Here is a 25945-nt window from a genome sequence, read left to right as displayed (position 1 = left end):
AAAAAATCCTTAACGCGGATCAAACGCCAGGCACTAGTTCATTCTTTCATGCCTGCAGCTCGAAGGCGAGTTCGCAATCATTCTCGGTTGGCTTGCACCGGCCGCCAACTCTCTTTAGACGAGTTCTAATCGCTACTACTCCTTGTCATAGCCCTGTTTATGAATAGATAATTCATATTTTAGATAAAAGTCCTAAAAAAAGCAAGCTGCTTTTAGCAGGATATCCTATTTTATTCCTGCCTATACATCCAAGTTCCTAAAATAGTCACCCGGCCTCGGCAGGGGACATGGCTTCTCCGCTGCTCTTCAGGCGGCGGTCATAGACCGCAGTGATACAGATGGCTGCTGCAAAAAGGACGATGAGGACAACGAACATCATGCTCATGCCATAATAGTCTGCCAGCAGGCCGCCGATGGTCGGTCCGAGCATGCGCCCGCCCGTGGCGGTACTGTTGACGATGCCCTGATAAAACCCCTCCCTGCCTTTTGGGGCAATTTGGTTGGCAAGCGCAGGAACAGCCGGCCAGACGAACATTTCCCCTACAGACAGGACGATCATGGCTGTCAGAAATCCGGAGAATCCGTCTGCGAGGGAGGCGATGATAAAGGAGCCGATAAAGATGACGATTCCAAGAATAATTTGCGCTTTTACTTTTTTCATGAATGACTGTACGAAGAAATTGACAGCAGGCTGTGCGAATACGATGATCGCGCCGTTAATCGTCCACAGAATGCTGTACTGCTTCAGGCTTACCCCTATTTCCTGTGTATAGGAAGCAATGGTCGACTGCCACTGCACATAGCCGATCCAGCATAATAGATAGCCGAAACAAAGCATGAGCAGTGCCTGAATCTTCACAAGGTCCCGCATCGGCTTTTGTTCGGAAAGCAAGGGGCTTGACGCCTGTACTGCCGCTCCACGGGCCATTCCCCGGAAGCCGAACACAACGACCAAAAGGAACAGCACATACATGACAGTATTGGAGATGAATATAAGATCAAAGGAATACGAAGCCACGAGTCCGCCTAGTGCCGACCCGGCGGCTACACCGACATTCTGGGCAATATAAATCGCATTGAACGCCTTTCTTCCTCCCTCTTTCCAAACCGTTCCTGCCAGTGCATACAGCGAGGGAAAGACGATCCCTGTCCCGAAACCAATAATGATTAAATAAACCACATAGTAGATCCAGGTATGATTAAGTGTTAAGCCAATCAAGGCAGCCAGTGCAATCGTTATGCCAAGGATGGTCGTTTTGTAGCCGCCGATCCTGTCGAACAAACTTCCCCCTATTAGATTTCCTACAACAGAGGCGAAGGCATTGGCCATCAGTACAAATCCGGCGACCGACAGGGATTTCCCGAGATGATCATGTATATAAATTGCATTCAGCGGCCATAAGAATGAGTTTCCTGTTACATTTATAACCATGCCGATGATAAGCAGCCATAGATTTTTTGGCATTTGAATCTCCTTCTTTACTCATAAAATGTTTCGAACACCAAAATAATTCTAATGATTATCTCAGCTGTTGGCAATGGTTATTTTTTGACTTATTCCATCTTGTTTTGACAAGGCCGGATGGATGGCTCCTGCACACGAAAAAAGGCCATTGCACATGTTGTGCAATGGCCTGGAATAAGCTTGCTGTATCAATGTTCCAGGAGGATCATTTCGTTCTGGATATCCTGCAGTCTCATCCTCATCCGGTCAAGCTGATACCGCTGTTGATGGTCTGCGCTGTTCTTAAGTCTCTCCAGCTCCATGAACGACTCCTCAAGCCGCCTCTGGGCATGCAGATAAACGTCATCACTATAATGCTCCTGCAGGGATCCTGCCTGAAACTGTTCATGGGCAAGGCTGAGCGTTTCTTCGCATTCCTTTAAAAAGCTGTCGACTGACTCATATGTTGCCATAAACTCTCCCTCCTCCAATAGATGAAGCAAGTTCATCCCTTTTAGTTTGCCTGGCCGCACGCTGTGTAACCGGGAAATATTCTGGGAAATGGGGACAGTCCCCTTAAGGGCATGGTAGAATATCTGTTATGCATATTTTATAGCCGGGAGGAACAGGACACGATGGCTGAGAGCAATCCTTTTAGGTACGCATCAGATAATAAAAGATATCATACGTGGAATTATCATTTAAGAAGCCATTTTGGTCATAAGGTGTTTAAGGTCGCCCTCGATGGGGGCTTTGATTGTCCCAACAGGGATGGCACTGCCGCTTATGGCGGCTGCACCTTCTGCAGTGCCGCCGGTTCCGGAGACTTTGCGGGAAGAAGGACGGACAGCCTGGAGAAACAGTTCAGGGATGTTAAAGAGAAGATGCACTCCAAATGGAAAGACGGAAAATACATGGCGTACTTCCAGGCTTTTACCAATACTCACGCGCCCCTTCATGTACTCAAAGAGAGATATGAAACTGTCCTTATGGAAGAAGGGGTCGTCGGGCTATCCATCGCAACAAGGCCGGACTGCCTGCCGGATGATGTGGTGGAATACCTGGCTGAGCTTAACGAAAGAACATATCTCTGGGTCGAACTCGGCCTGCAGACAGTCCACGAAAAGACAGCGGGTCTCATAAACAGGGCCCATGATTTCACCTGTTACAAGGAAGGAGTTGAAAAACTCCGCAAGCATGGCATAAGAGTGTGTACCCATATCATTAACGGGCTTCCGGGTGAAGATTATGAGATGATGATGGTAACAGCAAAAGAAGCAGCAAAGCTTGATATACAGGGCATAAAGATTCATCTCCTCCACCTTTTAAAGGGGACACCTATGGTCAAGCAATATGAAAAAGGGCTGCTTGAATTTCTTTCATTTGAAGATTATATCGCGCTGGTATGTGACCAGCTGGAAATTCTGCCGCCCGGAATGATCATCCACCGAATCACCGGCGATGGTCCAATCGAGCTGATGATCGGGCCGATGTGGAGCGTGAATAAGTGGAATGTACTGAATTCCATTGACGCCGAATTAAAGAAAAGGAACAGCTGGCAGGGAAAGTATTGGACAGGAAAGGAGGAAATCATGTTATGAAGTTAGATCGCATCCTCCCATTCGCCCGGAAACTTCTTCAGCTCGCCATACCGAATGGCGGCATTGCGGTTGATGCCACAATGGGAAATGGCCATGATACCGCCTTCCTTGCAGAGCTCACAGGGGAAGACGGGCATGTTTTTGGCTTCGATGTGCAGCAGACAGCCCTCGAAAACACCAGGAAAAGACTTGAAGAAAAAAAGGCGGAAGGCAACGTTACTCTCTTCAATGCCGGCCATGAAAATCTAAAGGACTATATTCCAGCAGACTATCATGGAAAGATTAACGGGGCGGTCTTTAACCTGGGCTATCTGCCCGGCGGGGATAAAAGCATTGCCACACACGGCGGTACAACCATCAGGGCAGTCGAGCAGCTGCTTGAAATCATGGCTGCCGAAGCTGTGATCGTACTTGTGGTCTACCATGGCCATCCAGAGGGAAAGATGGAGAAAGACCGTGTGCTTTCTTTTGCTGCTTCCATTCCGCAGGAAGAAGCCCACGTCATGCAATACAGCTTCATCAATCAAGTGAACGATCCGCCATTTATCCTGGCAATCGAAAAAAGATAAGAGCGGCTGTCCATCATTTGGACGCCGCTCTCTTTTTCTTCTGTGGAAAAGGGGCAGAGCTGCAATGTATCATAAGGCTTCCTGCAGCCAGGTGGGAACATCATTGATCTTGCTGGCATTCCTGCCTGCGCCTTACTCCGCTCCACCGCCTTACTGTGTTTGTTCCTGCTCTTGTCCAGGTTTCCCTTCCATGCATGGTCTGCTAGTAGAAAACTCATGTTTGTTTTATGCTTTAACCGGGCTCAGTTTCTGCAGGCCCCTGTACATTCTGCAATTGAGATAGAAAAACAGGGTGATGCCGCCGCCAAGCTTTCTTACTTTCTTGGCGAGCTGATTCAAGTTCTTCTGGCTCCTTACCTTTTCATCCGATAAATAGATGCCGAGAAGGCCCCGGTGGATGAGCTTATGGAACTGCTTATGGGGAAGCTTCTCCGAGTATTGTTCAGCCTGCCGGACAAAATACTCCAGCCTGCCCATCATTTCTTTCTCATCCTGATAATAAAAGCAAAAATTCAAATCGCCGCCGGCTCTATCTTCTTCCTGGTCAATCAAATAATCAAGCAGGATGTGCAGACCCTGGATATAGGGGAAATACCCCTCGCAGATCAGGTCGGCATGAAAGCTGTCGAAATCATCCCGGAGTGCATAGGATACAAGGCAGAAAATTCCAAGGGTGGATCCCGAACAGGCGGAAAATTCGTACCAGCTCATTTCCGGCAAGTCATTTTTATGCGCATTGAACCAATCCTGCAGACGGGGAACCCTGTTGTCTGGATGAACATGTTTATGTACCTGCAGATCGCAATAATAGGAGCAGAGCTGCAGCAGGTGCTGCTTTATTTCCCTGTAATTATTCATCCTGGATAAGACGTCCTGGCATGTCTGTACCAGATCCTTCAGATATCCCCCATCATCCGGGTTTCCCCTGTGCCTGTAATATTCCCCGGGCGGCATTCCTACAGTCAGGGCATGTATCATGGATTCATGCAGGGCGGAAAAATCTTCGGGATCGAGCGAAATGCTGCGGTCACATAAATTATCGAGATAATCGCTGATTGTCTGGTATGCGACAATGAACCTGACTGCTTCCTCTGCTTCTTCCTCTGCAGCGAGGGCCATGATGCTTCCGCCCTCGCAATGGAAGGCTTTCCGGGTGATGCTTGCAAGCGCCTGCTTCCTAAGTTCCCCGTCTTCAATGGCTTCCGCCTTTTTTCTCCATCGGGAAAGCTCTTTATGTACGAGCGGCAGGATGCGCAGATAAGTTTTTGACATCAATGTAATCGGCGTTTCCGGTATCGCCATGGCCTTCCCCCCTAAAACACATATCCCAAAAGCCGGAGCCTGTTGTCTGTGAACCCTCTGGCATACGCAAAAACGTCATCCCTTTCAGGTTCATTGAAGATTTCATGATACAGACCCGGCCATTCTTTGTATTGTTTCTCACTCGAAAAAATATAATTGAACCATTCTTTCACTGCCTTCTTATCCACAATCTTGTCATCCCCCGCCTGCATAAGCAGCACGGGCAGATCCTGCAGTTCTGGAATCTCCTCGAACGCATCTTTCATGGAGGCGATAAGTTCACGATACCATCTGACTGACACTTTAGTAACGTATAAAGTATCATTTGCGCACTCCTCGCGGATCTCATCGTTCCTGGTGGCCATCTGGACTGTCAGGCCAGAATCCATCCTCAGCGACGGAAACACTTTGTTCAGCACAACAGAGCAGGCGCCGAGCAGCTTTGATGGATAATTGACAAGGCCAAGGCATGGCGAGGAGAGGATGAGGCCCGCGAGATTCAGCCGCTCAAGCTGGAGCAGCCTAACTGCCGCAAGCCCTCCCATACTGTGACCGAGCAGGAACACCGGCAGTTCATAATCATACGCAGCCTGGATCCAGTCCTTCACCTCGTATATGTACTCTTCAAAGGAATCGATATGCCCCCGCCTTGAGCGGGATGTCATTCCCTGACCCGGCAGGTCGCCGTTGATTACATGGTATCCCGCATCGCACCACATGTCCACAAGCCAGCGGTAGCGGCCGTGATGCTCCATGGCTCCGTGTACGATCACGATGACTCCCTTTGCCCTTCCGGCCGTTTCCCATTTATGCATATCCGTTTCCTCCTTGCCAGATACGGCTTATTTATTCTATCTTATAAAAAAAACTGTAAATATGATAATTTACAGCTCATTATGACTAAAGTACACTAAGACAGTAGCGATACACTTATATTACCCAATTTGCCCTGAAAGGTGTGTAATCTTGTGATTATTTATCCATATTACGAAAAAGAGCCAGTAATAGCCGAGGACGCCTATATAGCAGAAAATGCGGTTGTAACCGGTGATGTCGAGATAGGCAGTGAATCCAGCGTCTGGTTTAACACCATCATCCGAGGGGATGTTTCGCCGACAAAGATTGGAAAAAAGGTGAACATCCAGGATAACAGTGTTCTCCACCAGAGCCCGGGCTCACCGCTGATCCTCGAGGATGAAGTGACGATCGGCCACCAGGTGATCCTCCATAGCTGCCATATCAAAAAGAAGGCGCTGATCGGCATGGGCTCCATTATCCTTGACGGGGCAGTGATTGGCGAAGGAGCTTTTATCGGGGCAGGCAGCCTCGTGCCGCAGGGCAAAGTGATCCCGCCCAATACACTGGCTTTCGGCCGGCCGGCTAAGGTTGTCCGTAAACTGACGGAAGAAGATATCACGGATATGGAACGAATCAGCAGGGAGTACGCAGAAAAGGCTAAATATTATAAAGGGGCAGCCCCCATCCTAAAAAGATAGCAGGGGCTGCCCTTCGGTTATAGAAAGCTTCTTACATCATTATTCCTGCCGAACAGATAGACAGCTATCAAGAAAAAGGCAGCAGCAAAGGAAAACAGGATGGTGAAGTGAAGATACAGGCTGAAAAAGGGCGCTCCTGTCTGCAGCTTTTCGATGGAAGCAAGCGCCCAGCGCTGCGGCAGAAACTCAGCCAGCCTCTGCAGTCCTTCCGGCATGACTTCAACCGGCCAATAACAGCCAGAAAGCATCACCGTAGGCATGACAATCAGGTTATGAAGTGCCCCTGACGTACTCCGGTTCTTGGCAATGGCCACCGTAACGAGAGACAGTCCGATGGCAATCAGGGCAAATAGCAGCAAGACCGCACCCGCTTCCCACACAGGGAAATTAATCTTAATATGGAAGACCCCCGTCATGAAAATTAAAGTAATCAGGATCTGCACCGCCATGACCATCAAGTTGACGATAATATTGGACAAAATATATTTCCTGGCATTGATTGGGGTGGAAATCAAGCGGTAGTATGTCCGCTTTGTTTTCTCGTCCAGGATGATTTCTGAGAGGCTGCCCGCTGAAATCAGCATGATCATGATCAAAAAGCCAAGTGACTGATTGGTCATGCCCTTATTCTTCGAAGTATCAAGGAGGGCATGTGAGGTAAGCTTAAAGTTATCGTCCTGGTAGCTCCGGTATAAGTTATTAAACACCTCTGCATCTCCGGCTGATGCTTTGCCAAGAAGGGCTGCATTCTTCATATGCTGCTCCAGATAGGCCTTGATATATGCCACAGCCTCTGCTCCCTTGATTGAGGTGATGCTCACCTGTCCGGGGGTTCCCGCAAGGATACTGTCACCATAGCCGTCTTCAATGGTTATGACACTATCCAGCCGCCCGGAAGTCAATTCATCCCCTGTATCACTCCGGCTGATCCTCTCCGCTGAAACATTATCGAGACCTGAAAGGAATGCAGCAGCGTCAGAGGCCGGCCGGCTTTTATCCTCCATAACAATCCCGAGATGGAGGACCGCCTTTTGGTTCCCGCCATACGCTAGGAGGGCGATAAAGATACCGGCAAGCGGCAGGAGCAAAAATAAAACGATATTTTTTTTCAGCCTGAATGTCCTGATCAATGTAAAGCGGATCAGCCAAAAAATATCGGCCATTATAATCCCTCCCTCCTTTGCAGCGACACAGCTGCAATTCCTAAAAATAGCACGGATATCCCAATATTCAGTGAGATAACGGGAACCGCTGCTGCTAAATCACCCAGATAGATGATCTTATTGAGAGCTATATTCACCCAGGTCAGCGGCGAGAGCTGTGTAATCACCTTGAAGACGCCCTCTGGATCTTCAATTTTGAAATAGGCTCCGCCAAAAAATGAGGCAAGCTGGATAAACATCATGATAATGGCGCCCGGCTTTGTGCTCGACTTGAAAATATAACTCATCCCGATTCCAAGGCTCACGGCCAATATGACTTCAGTCAGCAGGATCAGAGCGATCAATCCCGGATGTTCCCCCCAGTAAGCATTGAAGAAAATCATGCTCATGGCGATCACCAGCACAACACAGAGGATGTTAGTCAGGATATTGCCCAGGATTTTCCCGATGAAGATTTCACTCTTCCGCACAGGGGAGGCAAGGAGCCTGACAGCCGTATTGCGGCGCCGCTCCCCTACAAGCATGGAGCTAGCGGATAAGGCCCCATAAAGGGCAATCATGGTCGTGATGACAACCGCATAATAGTCCATCGACCCTGCCTGTTTATGGGGAAGCAGTCTCTTTTCCTCAATCACGGGGCGGCCGCTGACCGCAGCTGCAGCTTCGGCGCTTCCAAGGGCATGGGCAGCTATCACTGCATGCGCAGAATGAGCCCCTGCAAACGAGCTCAGCATTCCCTGCAACATACTTCCGTTGATGCTGTTTTTATCATTCACATATAGCTGTATGCCATTGGCGCCGACCTCTGCATATCCATCCCAATCATTCTCCTTAACCTCATGCCTCCCGTCCTGACCCTGCTTTGCCTCCTCCACCTTGACTCCGGCAGCCTCTGCCCCTTTAATGAATTCCCTGAATCCAGTTTCCTGAGGGCTCCCTTTTGAGGTAAATGTGTAGAGAAGCCTGAGCTCGCCTACTGATAGAGTTTCAGAAAAGGTGGCTGAAAGAGCAGTCCCCAGCACCAGAATAAGCACGACTGGAAAGCAGAGCTTAAAAATCAGGGTCCGGATGTCCCAAATATCCCGTTTCGCTTCATTCAAGGCAATAATAAAAATATTCATCCGCTGCTCTCCTTTCTCTTAAATATCCCTTAAATTCCTGCCGGTCAGTGTCAAAAAAACGGTCTCCAAATTGGGCTCCCTCTCCTCCAGGGACCGGATTTCCGAATTCCGGCTCATAAAATGCCCGAGTATCTGGTTCAAATTATTCACCCCGGCATCTGATTGGATTTTTACCAGCTGATCCTCAATCTGCACAGCCTCGACACCCGGGATGTCCCTGATGGCTTCCGCATCGACCGGCAGCAGGGACTTAGCCTCCACCCAGACTTCTTTCGTATTCGTGATCAGTGATTTAAGCTGCTCCTTCGTTCCTTCGGCGATGATTTTCCCATGATCGATAATCGCTACACGCGTGCAGATTTCTTCGACTTCCTCCATATAATGGCTGGTGTAGATGATGGTACATCCCATCTCATTGAGTTTCCGGACAGAGGATAATATATAATTCCTCGACTGGGGATCGATGCCAACAGTCGGTTCATCCATGATGATCAGCTTCGGCTGATGGGCGATGGCACATGCAATATTCAGCCTCCGTTTCATCCCTCCCGAAAAGTTCTTTGGCAATCCTTTCTGCTTATCAAACAGCCCTACAAATTCCAGGGCCTCCAGGGCACGCTCCTTAAGCTCCCTGCCGCGGAGGCCATACAGGCCGGCAAAAAACGTCACATTCTCAAGGGCCGTAAGATCTTCATATATAGCCAGATCCTGCGGCACCATCCCTATATTCATCTTGGCCATACGCGCATGTTTTGCTATGTCCTTCCCGAGGATGGTGATGCTTCCTTCATTTCGACGTAAAAGGCCGGCAATCATGTTGATGGTCGTGCTCTTCCCGGCTCCATTCGTCCCCAAAAATCCAAAAATTTCCCCTTCGGCTACATGTAAGGACATATTATCAACAGCGATGAAATCTCCAAATTTCTTCGTTACATGTTTAATTTCTAAAATGTTCAAACTCTCCACCTCTTAATATTTGGTAATTTAAGTATAAAAAAAAGAAGGAAGCTGCATAAGTGCATTCCTTCATTCTTTTCACATGAGATTATTCATAATTATTCGATGAGATTTATTTTATCGGGAGAAGTGTTGTAACAGAGAAGCCGTCCGTACCATCCACAATTACCTTTCCGTCAAGGGCAGCCGCCCTTTCCTCCATGCCGAGGATACCAAGTCCCTTCACATAAGCATTCCCTCCCTTGCCATCATCCTTTACCACAGCCCTGATCAGCTTGTTCAATACATGAATTTCAATGGTCAGTCTTGCAGCTCCTGCATATTTCATCGTATTGGTCAGAGCCTCCGTCAAATTTTCTTGGATAATCCTCCATTGAATCGGGGTAATGATATCGAGATTCCCTTTGTACACAAAGAAGGGCTCTATGTCACTTTTCGCAGAAAAGTCATCGATCACCAGCTTAAGCCGGTGAATTCCCACCTGCTCAAGCGGAGGCTTTAAATTCTTCAAAGTCAGGCGTATATCCTCTATTCCGCTTTTCGATATGCAGATGGCATTCTGCAGCAGCTCCTCCGCCTTGTCACGGTCATGTCCCATCAGCCGCTTCGCAGCTTCCATCTGGATAAGGGCACCGGTCATGGCATGTCCAATCTGGTCATGAATTTCCTGCGAAATCCGGTTTCTTTCTTCTAATCGATACGTATATTCCGATTGGCGGATATACTCGCTGTTCATGTTGACATTCCTTGTCAGCGAATGGATGGATTTCCGCATGGAGTTCATTTCATGCTCATCCCGCTCCACCACCCAGCTGAGCTTACGGATCAGCAGGAAACTGACGTACGTCAAAAGTGCTGTAAGTCCGTATAATGGCTGCATGTCCTGATCCACATAAAAGAGCGGTGCCAATGCAGCGGCTATCAGCAGAACCCGGCCGGTGTAGAATACATTCAAGAATTCAAGGATGGATACGGGCAGCAGCAATATAAATGAATGATCAGCAATGAAATAAGCCCCGGCTGGCACCAGAACCGGCAGGAAGCTCAAGGCCCCTTTAAGCGCGTGCGGGCCCCTTACTAAATAGGCAGCCATATTGGCAGATACATAGAGCAGGATGAGCAGCACGGCAAGGGAGACATCAGCAGGCCCTTGCTGAATTAGAATCAGCATGATGTACATCAGCACAGCCAGTTTAGATAAAATCGCCCAGGTTTCCATATTATCCGAGATTCCCCTTTAGAAAATAGATGGCGATCTGGGTGCGGTGCTCAAGGCCGGTCTTTCCCAGGATGGAGGAGATGTAGTTGGCCGCTGTTCCCTCAGAAATGAAGAGCTTCCGCGATACCTCCTTGTTGGACAGGCCCTTGGCAATCAGCGCCATTACCTCAATCTCTCTTTCCGTAAAAAGCGTTTTATCAATTTTCAGCGCAGGCTCTTTCGCTTCATGAAGATTCTTTTTAATTTTCTCCATCACAATATCCTGAATAAATGCGTTTCCTTTATGGACACTTTTTATGGCGTCGCGGATAATCTCCGGCTCATTGTTTTTTAACAAATAGCCCCTGGCCCCGCTCTTCACGGCTTCCAAAATATATTCATCATCATCAAAAGTGGTCAGGATCAATGGCTTGGTGTTCGTGTGCTCCGAAATCCCTGCAGAAGCTTCCACTCCGTTCATATTCGGCATCCTCACATCGAGGAGTGCGACATCCACCTCATTTGAAAGGCAGTAATCCAGGGCCTCCCGGCCGTCACTGAGGGCTGAGAGCACCTCAAACTCTGGGTATGTATTCAATATGATCCTGAGGCCCTCCCGGATAAAATGATTGTCATCGGCAATGATCAGCTTAATTTTCATAAGTAAATGCGTGAGGCAAAGCCCCGCATGGGTCCCACCCTTCATTATCCTTTTATACAGTCTATGAACATCTTGGGTGTAGAGTATGAATTTATTATAAACTTGAGGTACAGTTAACGGAACAGGAATGTAAAATAATAGAAAAACATACAGCGGTCTGTAGTAAAAACAGCCGGTACAGCACTTGATTTTTCAAGCGTACGGATTAAGAAGGTACTGGAAGGCGTAAAGAAGGAAATGGAAGGATTGCAAAGATAAAAAAAGCGCCGGGCTATGGAGCAAGACTCCAGGCCGGGCGCTTTTCATTAATTCTTAACTGATTCTAATTGCTGTTTATAAACGTTTTGAAAGTCATATTTGCCTTCAAGATAAATGCTGTGCCACAGCATGAACATCAGGACAGTCCAGATTTTCCGGCTGTTGTCGGCTTTGCCCTGGACATGGTCCTCAAGCAGGCCGTATACCACATTTTTGTGGATAAGATGTTCTGTCTGGCTGTCGCGGATGATGTTTTTAGCCCAGTCATACATCTCGTTTTTCAGCCAGTGGCGGATTGGCACTGGGAATCCGAGCTTCTTGCGGTTAAGCACATGATCAGGAACTACGCCCTCAGCTGCTTTCCTCAAGAGATACTTGGTTGTTCCATTTGCTGTTTTCAAGGCAGATGGAATGGAAGAGCATACCTCGAATACTTTTTTATCAAGGAATGGCACCCGGAGTTCCAGTGAATGGGCCATGGTCATCTTATCTGCCTTAAGCAGGATATCGCCCCTCATCCATGTATGGATATCGATGTACTGCATGCGGCTTACCGGCTCGTATCCATTTGATTCCTGATACAATCCCTTTGTGATTTCCGTATATTCCAGACCTTCCTTGTAATGAGTCAGAAGGCGCCTTTTTTCGGCTTCAGAGAACATTTTGGCGTTGCCTATATATCTTTCCTCCATTGGAGTGACTCCGCGCTCGATGAAGCTCTTCCCTTTAACACCTTCAGGCATGACTTTTGCTACACCCTTCAGCAGCCCTTTTAGTGCGCCAGGCATTTTGTCGAACATTTCCAGTGACTGCGGCTCGCGGTAGATATTATATCCGCCGAACAGTTCATCCGCACCCTCACCGGACAGCACGACCGTTACGTGCTTACGGGCTTCCCTTGCCACAAAATAGAGCGGAACACAGGCCGGGTCTGCAAGCGGGTCATCCATATGCCACATGATTTTCGGGAGCTCATCCATATATTCCTGCGGCGAAATGATATAGCTGATGTTTTCCACACCCAATTTATCGGCTGTTTCTTTTGCCACATCAATCTCGCTGAAGCCATTATGGTCGAATCCTACAGAGAAAGTCTTGATGTTCGGATGATATTCCTTCGCGATGGAAGCGATGATGGAAGAGTCGATTCCGCCGGACAGGAATGAACCTACAGGCACATCGCTCCGCATGTGCATCTTAACGCTGTCGAACATAACATCCTTAATTTCTTTCACCCACTGCTCCTCACTCTTTTGGACAGTGGAGAAGGCAGCTTTCCAATAGCGTTTGATATCCATAGGCTGGCCGATTTTCTTCGTGAAAAAATGCCCCGGCTCGAGTTTATGGATGCCCACAGACATGGTTTCCGGCTCAGGCACGAACTGATAAGTTAAATAATGCTGAAGAGATTCATAATTGATCACATCATTTTCAAGAGCGAGAAGGATGCTTTTCTTTTCTGATCCAAAGAAAGTCCTCTCTCCGTCTTCCATATAAAAGAATGGCTTGATGCCGAACGGATCGCGTCCGCCGTATAACGTTTGTTCCTGCTTGTCCCAGATCACAAATGCGAACATGCCGCGCAGTTTCTCGATCGCCTTTTCTTTCATATGGCTGTAGAGCGCGATGATGACTTCAGTATCAGAGCTTGTGCTGAAGGATAATCCCTCTTTCACCAGTTCTTCGCGAAGCTCTACATAGTTGTATATTTCACCATTAAAAATAATCCAGTAACGTTCATTTTCATACGTTAAGGGCTGATGCCCTGCTTCGATATCAATAATGCTCAAACGGCGGAACCCAAATTGGATATGCTCATCGAAGAAATATCCATCATCGTCAGGTCCACGGTGAGTAATGATGTTATTCATATCTGTAAATAGCTGTTTATCTTCATCTCGATGCTGCTGCGCTTCATTGTGCATACATCCGATAAATCCACACATTTGATTCACCCACTTATAGTATCTTATTCTTTTTATCTCCATAACCGGCCAATTAAAACCATGGCCGCACAAGGAATCTATTTGACTGAACGAACAGGCTGTATGTAAAATGAATAGCATTTTTGCATACTTTCTAATAGTAACATTTTTTCACCTGAAAAGGCATGGGAAAATGTCCGTAATTTGCGTAATTTTTTAGTCCGGCATTTAATATGAGGCAGATTGTCCCTTAAATCAGCCTCCTGCATGCAGCCGGTCTTTCTGATGTGCTCTAAAAATAAAAAAGGCCGGTCCCTCCGGATGGCTGCCGGAAATCCGGCAGCTGTCTCGGTGAAGACTGGCCCTCTTGAAACTTGAGCTTTTTAAATTATGCTTTTGCAGCCTGTTCTTTCAGTGTTTCTGCTTTGTCTGTACGTTCCCAGGGAAGGTCCACATCTGTACGGCCAAAGTGTCCGTATGCTGCGGTCTGCTTGTAGATAGGTCGGCGCAGGTTAAGCATATTGATGATTCCCGCAGGGCGCAGGTCGAAGTTTGTGCGGACCAGGTCCACCAGCACGTCCTCGCTGACCGTACCAGTTCCAAATGTATCGACAGAGATGGAGACTGGCTGTGCTACACCGATTGCATAAGCAAGCTGCACTTCCACTTTATCAGCAAGCCCGGCAGCAACAAGGTTCTTTGCCACATAGCGAGCAGCATACGCCGCAGAACGGTCAACCTTTGTAGGATCTTTTCCGGAGAATGCCCCCCCGCCATGGCGGGCATATCCTCCATACGTATCAACGATGATCTTGCGGCCGGTCAAGCCCGCGTCACCTTGAGGTCCGCCGATTACGAAACGGCCGGTAGGATTGATGAAGTATTTAGTCTCTTCGTCAATCAGTTCTGCAGGAACAACAGGGTTGATCACATATTCCTTCAGGTTGCGCTGGATCTGCTCAAGCGAAGCCTCTGGATGATGCTGAGTGGAAATGACAATGGTGTCGATGCGGACAGGCTTGTCATTTTCGTCATATTCAACCGTAACCTGGGTCTTTCCATCCGGACGCAGATATGGAAGGATCTCTTCCTTGCGCACTTCTGTCAGGCGGCGTGCAAGTTTATGTGCAAGAGAAATAGGAAGAGGCATAAGTTCTTTTGTTTCATTATTGGCATAACCAAACATAAGGCCCTGATCGCCTGCTCCGATTGCTTCGATTTCTTCCTCGCTCATTTGCCCTTCACGTGCTTCAAGTGCCTGGTCCACACCCATTGCGATATCGGCAGACTGTTCATCAATTGAAGTCAGAACGGCACATGTTTCAGAGTCAAAGCCGTACTTGGCACGTGTATAACCTATATTTGCAATGGTTTCACGAACAATTTTTGGAATATCCACGTAAGTAGAAGTAGTGATCTCCCCGGCCACCAGGACCAGTCCTGTTGTAACTGAGGTTTCACACGCTACCCGTGCATTTGCATCCTTTGCTAAAATAGCATCCAGAATGGAATCTGAGATCTGGTCACAGATTTTATCCGGATGTCCTTCTGTAACTGACTCAGAAGTAAAAAGACGGCGCTTTTTTGACATCCTATTTCCTCCTCTAAATAGTAATTCCCCAAATAGCCATGGCCGCGTTAATTCATTCCGGCTTCCGGCCCCAGGCTGTTTTTTGAGACGGAACTCATTCCCTTAAGTATTATTCCTTAAAAGATGCATATTTTATCCTGCCGCACACATAATGCGAAAAGGCGGGCTTGAATCACCTGCATACAAATGATGTGGAAATAAACGCCATCCTTGCTATGTATTGAAAACGGAGTTTATTTCGTGCACTTTATCAAAAGGAATTTTTTTCTTTTGTTTCCCGAACGATTAATGCTCTTTTTAGATTAAAAGGTACATTGGTCATGCCCCGGATTTCAGGGCAAAAATAAAAACCTTCCTATTAATGAGGAAAGGTTCATCTTCTTCAATCAGCCTTTCGCTCTTATCGGTCAAGGTCACGAGCCTTGCATCAGGTTAGCACCTTTGCCCTGGAAAATGAGATCATTTTCTTAGATTGCAGGTTGCTGGGTTTCATCGGGCCTGTCCCTCCGCCATCTCGGGATAAGAGAATCCGTTCAAGCTTGAATAATACCTTATCAAACCCGGGATTGTCAATGCTTTTTATGCAGGGAAAAAAGCACTGGCCTCCCATTGTATTACCCTGTCCTTCCCCGGCAAAACAATCGGCCCTGAATGTCTCCCTTTTATAGGGCAGGAACCTGAAAAAGCACGAGCAAATTATGAAAAGTCAAATAAAATAACGTATACTAGTATGGACTAATGATATTAATGTGTTATACTAATTTCAGAAAAAATAAATCATAAAAAGGATGGTATCTCATATATGAATACTGTTGGTGTGACAAATCAACTACAGGAATTATTGTCCGGTGACAATATTCGAATGGATCTTTCTGTTCCTCAGCTTGTCGAAAGAGTATTGAACCGGGGTGAAGGTGTCCTCACATCCACTGGCGCAGTAAGAGCTGAGACAGGAAAATATACCGGACGTTCCCCGAAAGATAAATATATTGTTGAAGAAGCATCAACACGGGATAAAATTGACTGGGGTTCAGTCAATCAGCCGATATCTGAAGATATATTCAATAATTTATATAATAAGGTAATCAGACATCTGCAGGCTAAAGATGAGGTTTTTGTATTCAGGGGTTACGCAGGTGCAGACGGCGATCACCGCCTGGGTATCAGGGTCATCAATGAATATGCATGGCACAATCTTTTTGCTCAGCAGCTATTCATCCGTGCGGAAGCCGGGGAACTTGCCGAACACCAAACCGATTTCACCATACTTTCAGCTCCGGACTTCAAAGCCGATCCCGCTGTCGACGGCACAGGGAGCGAAACCTTCATTATTGTTTCTTTTGAGCGCAAAACCATATTGATCGGCGGAACAGAGTATGCCGGCGAAATGAAAAAATCCATATTTTCAATTATGAACTATCTTCTGCCTGAATCGGGCATCCTTTCGATGCACTGTTCAGCGAACGTTGGCAGAGAAGGCGATGTCGCTTTATTCTTCGGTTTATCCGGGACAGGAAAGACAACGCTTTCTGCAGATACCAACCGCAGGCTGATCGGTGACGATGAACACGGCTGGTCTGACAGCGGGGTATTCAATATCGAAGGCGGCTGCTACGCAAAGTGCATCGGACTGACCCGTGAAAAGGAACCTCAGATTTTTGATGCCATCCGATTCGGATCTGTCCTTGAGAATGTAGTGGTAGACACAGAAACACGCATGGCGGATTATGAAAGCTCTGTCCTGACTGAGAATACGCGTGCCGCTTATCCAATTGAGGCCATAGACAACATTGTGTCCCCGAGCATAGCCGGCCACCCGAATACCATCATATTCCTGACAGCAGATGCATCCGGGGTCCTGCCTCCAATCAGCAGGCTTACAAAAGAACAGGCGATGTACCACTTCTTAAGCGGCTACACAAGCAAGCTTGCAGGAACAGAGCGTGGAGTCACTTCACCTCAGGCAACCTTCTCTACCTGCTTCGGATCACCATTCCTTCCGCTGCCGGCGCAGCGTTATGCTGAAATGCTCGGTGAGAAGATGGATGAGCATCAGGCTAAGGTTTTCCTGGTCAACACAGGCTGGACAGGCGGCGAATATGGAACAGGCAGCCGTTTGAAGCTTGCTTATACCCGGGCCATGGTCCAGGCAGCTCTTGAAGGAGAGTTGAATGATGTGGAAACAGTCAGGGATGAAATTTTCGGCCTGAACGTACCGGTCGAGGTCAGCGGTGTGCCAAGAGAAGTGCTGAATCCAGAGAAAACCTGGTCGGACCCGTCAGCCTACAGAGCCAAAGCCTTTGAGCTTGCTGACCAATTCCGCCGGAATTTCAAAAAATTCCAGGATGCTGCACCGGAAATCGAGCTGTACGGCGGTCCTATCGCCTGACAGCAGCAGTGAAAACCCCTGCCATCTGGCAGGGGTTTTCATAATCAGGGCGCCTCGTTATAAAATGGGGCGCCCTTTTCTTAATTGGTTGAATTCAATTTAACAAGCTCATAGGTTATCACAGTGCTTTCCTTTTCCCACTCTAATTTCCTGATGAAGGCTGTGCCGCTGCTTTCTCCCTCTTTGGTCTTTCTCACTTCCACCGGCACATCCAACGGATACAGCCGGTATCCATCCTTGCTCAGCTGAAACGTATTTTCCTCGGTTCGCTTTTCTCTCCCCTTGGTGACGATCAAGGTATTCAGCTCCATCGGCATCCCCATATTCATTCCTCCCTTTTTATATTAAGAATATCATTTTTTTCCCGTCAGTTTCATCCAGTTTGTTAAATCAGCCACGATTTGCCGATTCTTTGCCGGAGGGAAGTAATGGGTGAATTCTTGAAAATACCACGTTTCCGGTTTCCTTCCAATTTCCTTCAGCCTCTTTTCCAGCCTGTAGGAATGTTCAATGGACACATTTCGGTCCCTGGCGCCGTGGATGATCAGGACCGGACAGCGGATTTCTTCTGCCTCGTATAGCGGGGTTCTGTATTTATACCGATCTGGATATTTTTTAGGCGTGCCGCCGATCACCCTTTTCATCATCCTTCTCAAATCGATCCGCTCTACATACGTCAAGGCCATATCTGTAACCCCGCCCCAGACTGTGACGGAGGCAGCCTGCGGGCATGCGGCAGCTGCCAGGAGAGCCATCACTCCCCCTCTTGAGAAGCCGAAGATGTGGATCCTGTCCTTTATGACGCTCGGCCACTGCAAAAGAAGCCTGAAGGCTGAAATGGCATCTTCCCGGTCTTCCCCGGCGAAATCCTCATCTCCCTCACCTCCCTGGTTGCCGCGGTAAAAGGGCGCAAATACCACAAATCCTTCTGATGCAAATTGAGCAATCCGCGCCGGCCTGACCTTCCCGACATTTTTTATCCCGCCCCTTAAATATAAAAATCCCTCGTAGTTCCCGGCTTCCCTGGGCTCAGCCAGCATCCCCTTCACCCGCAGGCGCCCTGAGCGGTACGTGATCAGAAAAAGTCTGATATGTGGATTCGGTGACGGAAATTCCTGTTTAGATAAAAGAATGGTTCCTTCCTGCCCTGACATAACAGCACCTCCAGTATTGCGATTTCATCCAGTAGTACATGTCCTTGCCTGGCTGGATTTGTTTATAACCGGCGATGAAGGACTTTTTAATCCCAATCCGGCTCCGAAATGTCCTTCATACACCCGATGAAGGACTTTTTAACCCTAAGTCAGCCCTGAATTGTCCTTCATACCCCTGATGAAGGACTTTTTGATCCTATGCCAGCCCTGAAATGTCCTTCAAACACCCAATGAAGGATTTTTCTCTCCCAGCCGGCTTGATATTGTTCTTCCTAACCCTATAGGCATTCACACATTTTTTTAACAAACATACGATAAGTTAAACATTCACAAAAGAGCTGAAGAAGCTCTTGAAGGAGGATTTTCATGAAAAAAGCATTCAAAACGGGCTTTGCCCTGCTTCTTGTCCTGATCCTTGCCCTGCCGCTTGCCGGCTGCGGGAAAGAGGAGGTACAGAAGGTACGCGTAGCCGAAGTGACCCGCTCTATCTTTTATGCTCCTCAATATGTAGCGCTCGAGAAGGGCTTTTTTAAGGAAGAAGGTCTTGATGTGGACTTGAAGACCACACCTGGCGGGGATAAAACCATGACTGCCCTCCTCTCCAATGGAGCTGATATTGCCCTGGTAGGTTCAGAGACATCTATTTATGTATCTGCACAAGGCTCAAAGGACCCTGTTATCAATTTTGCACAGCTCACCCAGACGGATGGAACCTTTTTAGTATCCCGCACGAAATTGAATAACTTCAGCTGGGAGCAGCTGAAGGGGAGCACCTTCCTCGGCCAGCGCAAAGGCGGAATGCCGCAGATGGCAGGCGAATTTGTCCTAAAGCAGAAAGGCATCGATCCCCACAAGGATCTGAAGCTTATCCAAAATATTGATTATGCCAATATTGCCACAGCTTTCGCATCCGGCACAGGGGATTTTGTCCAGTTGTTTGAACCAACCGCGAGCGTCTTTGAAAAAGAGGGAAAAGGATATATCACAGCTTCGTTCGGAACAGAATCAGGACATATCCCTTATACGACCTTCATGGCTAAAGAGAGCTTTTTGAAGGATAAAAAGGATGCGGCAGAAAAATTCACAAGAGCCGTATATAAGGCACAGGAATGGGTGTATGCTCACAGCCCGCTGGAAATCGCAAAGGCAATCCAGCCATATTTCCCTGAAACCGACCTTGATTTAATTGAAACTGTCGTAGAACGGTATAAAAAACAGGAATCATTTGCAAAAAACCCTGTTCTCGATAAGGAGGAATGGGATAATCTGCAGAACATTATGGAAGAAGCAGGTGAACTGCCGAAGCGGATCAGCCACGACAGCCTCGTAAACACTGAAATAGCAAAAAAAGCGGCAGATGAATAAGGAGGCCTCGCCATGAGCTTTCTGCGCATTAAGGATGTCAGCCACACTTATTTTTCTAAAAAGGATGCTGTAACGGCACTTGAATCGATTCAAATGGATATCGAGGAAGGAAGCTTTGTTTCCTTCCTCGGCCCAAGCGGATGCGGTAAGACTACATTGCTTTCCATCATATCAGGACTGCTTATGCCGACTGGCGGGACAGTGACGCTTGAGGAAAAGCCGGTCCACTCAACATCCGAGCATCTGATAGGCTATATGCTTCAGCAGGACTATCTATTCCCCTGGAAAACGATTGAACAGAACATTCTCCTTGGCCTTGGCATCCTGGGCAGGGATACAAAGGCGTCTCGGGAGAAAGCGTTCAGCCTGCTCAGGGAAATCGGACTTGGCGGCACTGAGGGCCATTACCCCAAACAGCTGTCCGGCGGGATGAAACAGCGTGTCGCCCTCGTACGGACACTGGCTGCTGAACCCCGGCTGCTGCTCCTGGATGAGCCCTTTTCTGCCTTGGATTTCCAGACAAAGCTTAAGCTTGAAGATCTCGTCTGGACTACGCTGAAGTCCTTTCATAAAACAGCCATCCTGGTTACCCATGACATTGGGGAGGCCATTGCCATGAGCGACACTATTTTTTTATTCGATACGAAGCCCGGGCGAATATACAAGAGAATAGACGTCACAAGTCATTTGAAAAGTTTGAAACCCCTGGAGGCCAGGAACCACCAGGAATATACAACATTATTCCAGGCAGTTTGGAAGGAGATGGAACAACTTGAGCAGCAGTCCGCTCGACATTAAACGCCTCCATCAGCAATATCTGAAATCCCTCAGCAGGGAAAAGCGAACGGTAAGGACCTATCAGCTGCTCATCTTCCTATTCTTTTTCTCTTTGTGGGAAGCTGCCAGCAGGCTCCAATGGGTCGACCCGCTGATTTTCAGTTCGCCTGCCAAGATCGTCACCCAGCTCTATACAAAGACCCTGGACGGCTCCATTTTTCCGCACATCGGTTTTACCGTTTTTGAAACAATCCTGGGCTTTGTTATCGGGACATTGGCAGGTACGCTTCTCGCTGCTTTTCTCTGGTGGTCACCGCTCGCTTCAAAGGTACTGGATCCTTATCTAGTCATATTGAATGCAATGCCAAAAGTCGCCCTTGGGCCCATACTGATTGTCGTTCTCGGACCCGGGTTCACGTCCATCATTGCCATGGGCGCAATCATTTCTGTAATCATCACTACGATTGTCGTATATACCGCCTTCAGAGAAGTGGACCCGAATTATCTTAAAGTGCTGTATACATTTGGGGCGTCACGGTATACATGCTTCAAGGAGGCCGTCCTCCCAGCCTCTTTCCCGGCCATCATATCCACACTCAAAGTCAATGTCGGCTTATCATGGGTAGGAGTCATAGTCGGTGAATTCCTCGTATCAGAAAGAGGACTCGGATATTTGATCATCTACGGCTTCCAGGTCTTCAATTTTACGACTGTACTAAGTTCGTTATTCATTATTGCCGTCTTTGCCACCATCATGTATCAGCTGGTAGAGCTTCTGGAACGCAAACTGATAAAAAACTCGAATTAAGAAGGGAGAACACTGGTTTCTCCCTTTAATTTTAGTTTCGCCCGTGGCGGCTGAACATAAAGGTGACAGCAAAAGAACCTTACCGATTTAATCCCATTTTCTCTACAATCCCCAGGCAGATGGGCAGGAGCTCATCCTTCATGATATAACTGTAATCCTCACTAGCTTCAAGATTCTTTGGAAATGCTGCAGCAAGAAGGGGTCCCTCTGTTTCTAAATAGTCTTCCTTCTGCTTCAATCCCCTGAGATTTGTATAAAAAACCGCCTTATAAAAATCCTCCCTGCCGCACACCACCCGGTAGGAACCTAAGTATACAAGTTTCCCGGCAAGTCCCCCGGTTTCCTCATAAACCTCTCGTGTGCAGGCCTCCTCAAGCGTTTCACTGCCCTCAGCCTTGCCGCCGGGAAACTCAAGTCCTCTTTCCTTGTGCTTCGTCAGCACCCATTTCCCCCGGTATGTACAAACGACCCACACATGCCTTGCCCTGTCCAGCATCCATCCCTCTCCGCTGCTGAACTGCACCCTGCAGCCATTTCTGTCTATAAACTCCCTGACGATTCCCAATGCCTGACCCTCCCGTCCGGAACAATCTCTATCTCAGGAACAGATTTCTCCTGAGGACTGTCCCCATTTCCCGATGATATCTGATACCATCATAGCAAATAAAGGGAGGTCCCTGTGCTTTATTTTCCTTCCCCGAGTATCCCCATGCTTCTGATATGCGCCTTTGCATCCTTATCGCCAAGCTCGTAAACCATCCGGTACGCTTCTATCAGCGAGTTATCATAAGAATCATTGGATTCATCGTTGTGATATTCTACAAAGGGTACGTGGGCACGCAGGAAGGTTTCCCAGGCAGCCGCATTCCCCTGGTCAAAATAATCCCTCAGGATTCGGATCTCATCCTGTGTCGCCTCAATTTTAAAGTTCCATTCCGCCGCTTCCCTGTCCCTTAAAATCTGGCCGGAACCCATGGTGATATAATACGTCTCTTTTCCTTGATCCAATTGATGACATCCTCTCATGTTTTTTTATAGGATTCCCTCATCCGGTTCTCTTCCATGCACATGACAGCCAGAGATTGTGTTCGAATCAGCAGGCAAACTTTTTTCTTTAAATGGGTAAAATTTGATTAAAGGAGCTTGAAAGGGGTATTAAAAATATACATTGACCCTGCATATTTTGGATGAAAAGCTAATATAGAAGCAATATAAGTAACAATGAAAAATCACCTGATAGGAAGCTTGCCATTTGATAATCATTTACTGCGAGGGGTGAATAATATGAAGCTTATAGAAGAATTGTACGAGCTGTATAAAACCAAGCTGACTGGTGACGAAGAAGATATCGATATGCTGGCATTTGCTGTGCTTGAACAGCTAAGCCGGGAGGAAATCCTGGGCCTTATCCGTGATATGGACAACCAGGAACTGAATAACCTGATGGGGCTGTATATTATCGAGAGCCTGAAAGGCAAATTTGCCCAGGAAAACTTTGAAAAACATCTTCCCTATCCATCCCGGAACCTCCATTAATACATAGGATGACAGCAAAAAGCCTTAAAGCCGCCAGCTTTAAGGCTTTTCTTTTCTAAAAGGGGGCATTCTTTGTATGGTAAAATAAGAGAAGGACCAAGACAGAATCCCGAAGGATGTGAGAACTTTGAAAGTTATTCTAGTTATTTCAATCATCATCGTGCTCGCCGTTCTAATACTTGCTGTGCTCACCACTTCTAAGGCATATACGGTCAAGCATACGGTCGATCCCATTGAGAATAACCCTAACGTATTAAAGGATGAAAATTCGACCATCGACGAAGATACGAAAAAGGAATAAAAAAGGATGCCCCCTTTTCTGCCGCCTCCATGCGCGGCTGGAGCGGGTTTCTTCAAACTCCCGCATCCTCAGCCGCCATGAAGGCATGCTTTTGGGACATCCTTGTATTTACGCGAATACCTGCTGAAGCTCTTCCTTGCTGTGTGTAAGCCAGAACTTCATCAGCTTTTTGGCACCTTCAAGATCATGAAGCTTTGCCTGCCCGCATTGCTTTTCGGAAGCAGCCGGCACCTCTGTTACCTCGACAGCATCCTTCATGGTATCTTCCAGGACATCAATGATCTCTGAAACGGAAGGTTCGCCGCTTACCACCAGATAGTAGCCAGTCTGGCATCCCATCGGTGAAATATCTATAATATCGAAATGATCGTATTTCTCTGTATACTTGCGGATATTTATAGCCAGTAAATGTTCCAGCGTATGGATGGAGTCAGGCTTCATCGCTTGCTTATTCGGCTGGCAGAATCTAATATCGTATTTATTAACAACACCGTCGGTGCCTACCTTATGCACTCCGCAATGTCTGACATATGGTGCTTTAACAGCATTGTGGTCTAGTTCAAAGCTTTCTACTGAAGGCATCAAATCACTCCTTTGTAAGTCTACTATTCATTTTACAACTTTTCATGGAATTTTTCATCCTTTTCCTTAAAATTATATAATTCCTACCGGAATAATAAACTATAAGAAAGAAGGCAACACATCTTGCAAAAAATTATGATAGGATTATTCAAATTTTATCAAATTGCCATTTCTCCGCTGAAGCCGCCGAGCTGCCGCTTTTATCCAACTTGCTCCAGCTACGGAAAAGAAGCAGTAAGGCGGTTTGGCGCACTAAAGGGCAGCTATCTTGCTGTGAAGCGAATATTGAAATGCCATCCTTTTCACCCCGGAGGCTTTGATCCTGTCCCTGAACGAAGGGAAACCCCTGAAAAGTAATGGGTCAGCGCAAGAATAGCAATCCTCTTTCTGGTTTAGGGACGTATATAATTTCCCAGGCAGCAAAAAATACTTGAAATCATTCAAGATATTGGGTACTATATCTTAGTACAATTCGGAATCATTTCGAATTATTTTTTTCTTAATCTAAATCGTAATCAATACGAATTATTGACCCCAGGGGGTACCAGCTGATGAAATCGAAAGTAAAATGGATCATCCCTTTTCTATTGACAGTTTTAGCTGTCGCCGGATGTTCAGGCAAAGAACAAGGGAACTCCAAACAGGAAAAGAGCCCAGACAAAATCAAGGTCTATGCTACCGTCTATCCGCTTCAATACTTTGCCGGCAGCATCGGCGGAAAATATGTGGAAGCAGAGTCTGTTTATCCGCCGGGCACAGACGAACACACCTTTGAACCATCACAGAAAGACATCATCAAGATGACAGATGCCGATCTATTCTTATATGTCGGCCATGGACTTGAAGGATTTGTTGAAAAGTCAAAGGGCATCTTAGAAGGTGAAGATGTAGCGATGGCTGCAATAGGCGAAAAAATGGATTTGAAGGAAGAGAGCCATGATGACCGTGTTCATGAGGAAGAAAGTCATGACGAACATGCTCATGAGGAAGAAAGTCATGACGAACATGCTCATGGGGACATTGATCCTCATGTGTGGCTCGATCCAGTATTAGCCAAAGAAATGGCTGGCTTAATAAGAGATGAGCTCGCCAAACAGAAACCGGAAGAAAAGGTATACTTTGAGGAAAATTATACGAAACTGGCTGCGAAGCTGGATGCGCTGGATAAAAGTTTCCAGAAAACAGCAGCTGATGCGGGCCGCAAAGAGCTTATTGTATCTCATGCAGCCTATGGATACTGGGAAAAGCGCTATGGTATAAAACAAATCAGCGTTGCCGGTCTTTCAAGTTCAAGCGAGCCATCGCAGAAACAGCTGCAGAAGGTCGTGGAAACTGCCAAAAAACACGATATTAAATATGTGGCCTTTGAGCAGAATGTAAGCTCCAAGCTGACAGAGACCATACAGAATGAAATTGGGGCGGCACCGCTGACTCTTCATAACCTTTCTGTTTTAACTGAAAAGGATATTAAAAGTAAGGAAGATTATTTTACCCTGATGGATAAAAATCTTTCTGCCGTACGTACCGCCTTAAACAAATAATATTCAAATAACCTTGCCGTTTTCGGCAAGGTTATTTGAATTAAAGCGCTTACTATTTTTGTTTAAGAGCCTGCAGTTCTTCATCTGCAAGCATGGTGATGGTCTTTATCACATATTCGGGGAGTCCTCTTAACAGCAAGATTTCGGCGATCAGATATGGTTTGTTCGTTAATCTCATCAATTCAGCCTCCTGCAGCTTATTCATT

The 25945-nt window shown here is 47.1% G+C and carries 28 protein-coding genes, 1 riboswitch and 1 other annotated feature (1 of these 30 running past the window's edge); of the genes, 11 read left to right on the top strand and 17 right to left on the bottom strand.

Annotated elements, in window-relative coordinates:
* Window positions 1-158: a binding site (T-box leader), on the bottom strand (it extends 74 nt beyond the left edge of the window).
* A 107-nt stretch (window positions 159-265) separates the two neighbouring features.
* Together V1498_RS04640 and V1498_RS04635 are read right to left on the bottom strand one after the other, a co-directional pair.
* Window positions 266-1465, bottom strand: coding sequence for an MDR family MFS transporter (locus V1498_RS04640; RefSeq protein ID WP_409297117.1), 1200 nt, complete (start codon window positions 1463-1465; stop codon window positions 266-268).
* A gap of 188 nt (window positions 1466-1653) precedes the next feature.
* Window positions 1654-1917, bottom strand: coding sequence for a YtzC family protein (locus V1498_RS04635; protein ID WP_409297116.1), 264 nt, complete (start codon window positions 1915-1917; stop codon window positions 1654-1656).
* 162 nt (window positions 1918-2079) lie between these two features.
* Between V1498_RS04635 and V1498_RS04630 the strand changes: the two genes are divergently transcribed.
* Together V1498_RS04630 and V1498_RS04625 are read left to right on the top strand one after the other, a co-directional pair.
* A complete protein-coding gene (locus V1498_RS04630; RefSeq protein WP_409297114.1) occupies window positions 2080-3045 on the top strand; it encodes a TIGR01212 family radical SAM protein in 966 nt (321 codons plus the stop codon).
* A complete protein-coding gene (locus V1498_RS04625) occupies window positions 3042-3614 on the top strand; it encodes a class I SAM-dependent methyltransferase (protein WP_409297113.1) in 573 nt (190 codons plus the stop codon). The genes V1498_RS04630 and V1498_RS04625 overlap by 4 nt, the downstream gene beginning before the upstream one ends.
* A 225-nt stretch (window positions 3615-3839) precedes the next feature.
* Here the strand turns inward: V1498_RS04625 and V1498_RS04620 are convergent, their stop codons facing one another.
* Both V1498_RS04620 and V1498_RS04615 read right to left on the bottom strand, forming a co-directional pair.
* The gene (locus tag V1498_RS04620; RefSeq protein ID WP_409297111.1) at window positions 3840-4916 is read right to left on the bottom strand and encodes a tetraprenyl-beta-curcumene synthase family protein; all 1077 of its coding nucleotides are present in this window, start codon (window positions 4914-4916) and stop codon (window positions 3840-3842) included.
* An 11-nt stretch (window positions 4917-4927) separates the two neighbouring features.
* Window positions 4928-5731, bottom strand: coding sequence for a lysophospholipase (locus tag V1498_RS04615; protein WP_409297109.1), 804 nt, complete (start codon window positions 5729-5731; stop codon window positions 4928-4930).
* Window positions 5732-5887: 156 nt separating this feature from the next.
* Here V1498_RS04615 and V1498_RS04610 point away from each other — a divergent pair, with 156 nt between their 5' ends.
* Window positions 5888-6412 carry a gamma carbonic anhydrase family protein gene (locus V1498_RS04610; RefSeq protein WP_409299141.1) on the top strand — a complete coding sequence of 175 codons (525 nt, stop codon included), beginning with the start codon at window positions 5888-5890 and terminating at the stop codon, window positions 6410-6412.
* Between the two features lie 17 nt (window positions 6413-6429).
* Here the strand turns inward: V1498_RS04610 and V1498_RS04605 are convergent, their stop codons facing one another.
* From V1498_RS04605 to metK, 7 genes are all read right to left on the bottom strand, one after another.
* On the bottom strand, window positions 6430-7575 hold the full coding sequence (locus V1498_RS04605) for an ABC transporter permease (RefSeq protein WP_409297108.1): 1146 nt from the start codon (window positions 7573-7575) through the stop codon (window positions 6430-6432).
* A complete protein-coding gene (locus V1498_RS04600; protein WP_409297106.1) occupies window positions 7575-8696 on the bottom strand; it encodes an ABC transporter permease in 1122 nt (373 codons plus the stop codon). The genes V1498_RS04605 and V1498_RS04600 overlap by 1 nt, the downstream gene beginning before the upstream one ends.
* A gap of 18 nt (window positions 8697-8714) precedes the next feature.
* Window positions 8715-9653, bottom strand: a complete 939-nt coding sequence (locus V1498_RS04595; RefSeq protein WP_409297105.1) for an ATP-binding cassette domain-containing protein — start codon at window positions 9651-9653, stop codon at window positions 8715-8717.
* A 112-nt stretch (window positions 9654-9765) separates the two neighbouring features.
* On the bottom strand, window positions 9766-10872 hold the full coding sequence (locus tag V1498_RS04590) for a sensor histidine kinase (protein ID WP_409297103.1): 1107 nt from the start codon (window positions 10870-10872) through the stop codon (window positions 9766-9768).
* 1 nt (window position 10873) lies between these two features.
* The gene (locus V1498_RS04585; RefSeq protein WP_409297102.1) at window positions 10874-11512 is read right to left on the bottom strand and encodes a response regulator; all 639 of its coding nucleotides are present in this window, start codon (window positions 11510-11512) and stop codon (window positions 10874-10876) included.
* Between the two features lie 305 nt (window positions 11513-11817).
* Complete coding sequence (gene asnB, locus V1498_RS04580) at window positions 11818-13716, bottom strand: asparagine synthase (glutamine-hydrolyzing) (protein ID WP_409297100.1); 1899 nt, start codon at window positions 13714-13716, stop codon at window positions 11818-11820.
* Window positions 13717-14083: 367 nt separating this feature from the next.
* The gene (metK, locus tag V1498_RS04575) at window positions 14084-15286 is read right to left on the bottom strand and encodes a methionine adenosyltransferase (protein WP_409297098.1); all 1203 of its coding nucleotides are present in this window, start codon (window positions 15284-15286) and stop codon (window positions 14084-14086) included.
* A gap of 397 nt (window positions 15287-15683) precedes the next feature.
* Window positions 15684-15812: riboswitch (SAM riboswitch) on the bottom strand.
* Between the two features lie 276 nt (window positions 15813-16088).
* On the opposite strand from metK, the gene pckA reads away from it, so the two are divergent.
* Complete coding sequence (gene pckA, locus V1498_RS04570; RefSeq protein ID WP_409297096.1) at window positions 16089-17675, top strand: phosphoenolpyruvate carboxykinase (ATP); 1587 nt, start codon at window positions 16089-16091, stop codon at window positions 17673-17675.
* An 80-nt stretch (window positions 17676-17755) separates the two neighbouring features.
* On the opposite strand, the gene V1498_RS04565 is transcribed toward pckA, so the two are convergent.
* Together V1498_RS04565 and V1498_RS04560 are read right to left on the bottom strand one after the other, a co-directional pair.
* Window positions 17756-17998: a DUF2584 domain-containing protein gene (locus tag V1498_RS04565; protein ID WP_409297094.1), complete on the bottom strand. Its 243-nt coding sequence runs from the start codon at window positions 17996-17998 to the stop codon at window positions 17756-17758.
* Between the two features lie 30 nt (window positions 17999-18028).
* Window positions 18029-18829, bottom strand: a complete 801-nt coding sequence (locus V1498_RS04560; RefSeq protein WP_409297092.1) for an alpha/beta hydrolase family protein — start codon at window positions 18827-18829, stop codon at window positions 18029-18031.
* A gap of 366 nt (window positions 18830-19195) precedes the next feature.
* Between V1498_RS04560 and V1498_RS04555 the strand changes: the two genes are divergently transcribed.
* From V1498_RS04555 to V1498_RS04545, 3 genes are read left to right on the top strand one after another with little or no spacing between them, the layout of a single operon-like run.
* Entirely contained in the window at window positions 19196-20194 is a 999-nt protein-coding gene (locus V1498_RS04555; RefSeq protein WP_409297091.1) for an ABC transporter substrate-binding protein, read from the top strand.
* A 12-nt stretch (window positions 20195-20206) separates the two neighbouring features.
* Entirely contained in the window at window positions 20207-20992 is a 786-nt protein-coding gene (locus tag V1498_RS04550) for an ABC transporter ATP-binding protein (protein WP_409297089.1), read from the top strand.
* Complete coding sequence (locus tag V1498_RS04545) at window positions 20967-21779, top strand: ABC transporter permease (RefSeq protein WP_409297088.1); 813 nt, start codon at window positions 20967-20969, stop codon at window positions 21777-21779. Before V1498_RS04550 ends, V1498_RS04545 begins: the two co-directional genes overlap by 26 nt.
* Before the next feature lie 79 nt (window positions 21780-21858).
* On the opposite strand, the gene ytkD is transcribed toward V1498_RS04545, so the two are convergent.
* Window positions 21859-22344 carry an RNA deprotection pyrophosphohydrolase gene (gene ytkD / locus V1498_RS04540; protein ID WP_409297087.1) on the bottom strand — a complete coding sequence of 162 codons (486 nt, stop codon included), beginning with the start codon at window positions 22342-22344 and terminating at the stop codon, window positions 21859-21861.
* Between the two features lie 119 nt (window positions 22345-22463).
* Window positions 22464-22787, bottom strand: a complete 324-nt coding sequence (locus tag V1498_RS04535; protein ID WP_409297086.1) for a hydrolase — start codon at window positions 22785-22787, stop codon at window positions 22464-22466.
* A 276-nt stretch (window positions 22788-23063) separates the two neighbouring features.
* On the opposite strand from V1498_RS04535, the gene V1498_RS04530 reads away from it, so the two are divergent.
* Both V1498_RS04530 and ytzI read left to right on the top strand, forming a co-directional pair.
* Complete coding sequence (locus V1498_RS04530) at window positions 23064-23315, top strand: DUF6154 family protein (protein ID WP_409289955.1); 252 nt, start codon at window positions 23064-23066, stop codon at window positions 23313-23315.
* Window positions 23316-23442: 127 nt separating this feature from the next.
* The gene (ytzI, locus tag V1498_RS04525; RefSeq protein ID WP_409289957.1) at window positions 23443-23616 is read left to right on the top strand and encodes a YtzI protein; all 174 of its coding nucleotides are present in this window, start codon (window positions 23443-23445) and stop codon (window positions 23614-23616) included.
* A gap of 108 nt (window positions 23617-23724) precedes the next feature.
* On the opposite strand, the gene V1498_RS04520 is transcribed toward ytzI, so the two are convergent.
* Window positions 23725-24198, bottom strand: a complete 474-nt coding sequence (locus V1498_RS04520; protein ID WP_409297085.1) for an S-ribosylhomocysteine lyase — start codon at window positions 24196-24198, stop codon at window positions 23725-23727.
* Window positions 24199-24333: 135 nt separating this feature from the next.
* Here V1498_RS04520 and yidD point away from each other — a divergent pair, with 135 nt between their 5' ends.
* Both yidD and V1498_RS04510 read left to right on the top strand, forming a co-directional pair.
* Window positions 24334-24555 carry a membrane protein insertion efficiency factor YidD gene (yidD, locus tag V1498_RS04515; RefSeq protein ID WP_409299139.1) on the top strand — a complete coding sequence of 74 codons (222 nt, stop codon included), beginning with the start codon at window positions 24334-24336 and terminating at the stop codon, window positions 24553-24555.
* Between the two features lie 194 nt (window positions 24556-24749).
* Complete coding sequence (locus tag V1498_RS04510) at window positions 24750-25739, top strand: metal ABC transporter solute-binding protein, Zn/Mn family (protein ID WP_409297084.1); 990 nt, start codon at window positions 24750-24752, stop codon at window positions 25737-25739.
* A gap of 52 nt (window positions 25740-25791) precedes the next feature.
* Here the strand turns inward: V1498_RS04510 and V1498_RS04505 are convergent, their stop codons facing one another.
* Window positions 25792-25917: a hypothetical protein gene (locus tag V1498_RS04505; protein WP_409289963.1), complete on the bottom strand. Its 126-nt coding sequence runs from the start codon at window positions 25915-25917 to the stop codon at window positions 25792-25794.
* Window positions 25918-25945 lie beyond the last annotated feature (28 nt).

Source organism: Paraperibacillus marinus, assembly GCF_046237605.1.
Lineage (GTDB): Bacteria > Bacillota > Bacilli > Bacillales > DSM-1321 > Paraperibacillus > Paraperibacillus marinus.
This window is presented reverse-complemented; position numbering and strand designations above follow the sequence as displayed.

Bases quoted from the DNA above. Each gene is read 5' to 3' on its own strand.
- V1498_RS04640 (WP_409297117.1), bottom strand. From the start codon at position 1,465: ATGCCAAAAAATCTATGGCTGCTTATCATCGGCATGGTTATAAATGTA.
- V1498_RS04635 (WP_409297116.1), bottom strand. From the start codon at position 1,917: ATGGCAACATATGAGTCAGTCGACAGCTTTTTAAAGGAATGCGAAGAA.
- V1498_RS04630 (WP_409297114.1), top strand. From the start codon at position 2,080: ATGGCTGAGAGCAATCCTTTTAGGTACGCATCAGATAATAAAAGATAT.
- V1498_RS04625 (WP_409297113.1), top strand. From the start codon at position 3,042: ATGAAGTTAGATCGCATCCTCCCATTCGCCCGGAAACTTCTTCAGCTC.
- V1498_RS04620 (WP_409297111.1), bottom strand. From the start codon at position 4,916: ATGGCGATACCGGAAACGCCGATTACATTGATGTCAAAAACTTATCTG.
- V1498_RS04615 (WP_409297109.1), bottom strand. From the start codon at position 5,731: ATGCATAAATGGGAAACGGCCGGAAGGGCAAAGGGAGTCATCGTGATC.
- V1498_RS04605 (WP_409297108.1), bottom strand. From the start codon at position 7,575: ATGGCCGATATTTTTTGGCTGATCCGCTTTACATTGATCAGGACATTC.
- V1498_RS04600 (WP_409297106.1), bottom strand. From the start codon at position 8,696: ATGAATATTTTTATTATTGCCTTGAATGAAGCGAAACGGGATATTTGG.
- V1498_RS04590 (WP_409297103.1), bottom strand. From the start codon at position 10,872: ATGGAAACCTGGGCGATTTTATCTAAACTGGCTGTGCTGATGTACATC.
- V1498_RS04585 (WP_409297102.1), bottom strand. From the start codon at position 11,512: ATGAAAATTAAGCTGATCATTGCCGATGACAATCATTTTATCCGGGAG.
- asnB (WP_409297100.1), bottom strand. From the start codon at position 13,716: ATGTGTGGATTTATCGGATGTATGCACAATGAAGCGCAGCAGCATCGA.
- metK (WP_409297098.1), bottom strand. From the start codon at position 15,286: ATGTCAAAAAAGCGCCGTCTTTTTACTTCTGAGTCAGTTACAGAAGGA.
- pckA (WP_409297096.1), top strand. From the start codon at position 16,089: ATGAATACTGTTGGTGTGACAAATCAACTACAGGAATTATTGTCCGGT.
- V1498_RS04565 (WP_409297094.1), bottom strand. From the start codon at position 17,998: ATGGGGATGCCGATGGAGCTGAATACCTTGATCGTCACCAAGGGGAGA.
- V1498_RS04560 (WP_409297092.1), bottom strand. From the start codon at position 18,829: ATGTCAGGGCAGGAAGGAACCATTCTTTTATCTAAACAGGAATTTCCG.
- V1498_RS04555 (WP_409297091.1), top strand. From the start codon at position 19,196: ATGAAAAAAGCATTCAAAACGGGCTTTGCCCTGCTTCTTGTCCTGATC.
- V1498_RS04550 (WP_409297089.1), top strand. From the start codon at position 20,207: ATGAGCTTTCTGCGCATTAAGGATGTCAGCCACACTTATTTTTCTAAA.
- V1498_RS04530 (WP_409289955.1), top strand. From the start codon at position 23,064: ATGAAGCTTATAGAAGAATTGTACGAGCTGTATAAAACCAAGCTGACT.
- V1498_RS04520 (WP_409297085.1), bottom strand. From the start codon at position 24,198: ATGCCTTCAGTAGAAAGCTTTGAACTAGACCACAATGCTGTTAAAGCA.
- yidD (WP_409299139.1), top strand. From the start codon at position 24,334: ATGATAGGATTATTCAAATTTTATCAAATTGCCATTTCTCCGCTGAAG.
- V1498_RS04510 (WP_409297084.1), top strand. From the start codon at position 24,750: ATGAAATCGAAAGTAAAATGGATCATCCCTTTTCTATTGACAGTTTTA.
- V1498_RS04505 (WP_409289963.1), bottom strand. From the start codon at position 25,917: ATGAGATTAACGAACAAACCATATCTGATCGCCGAAATCTTGCTGTTA.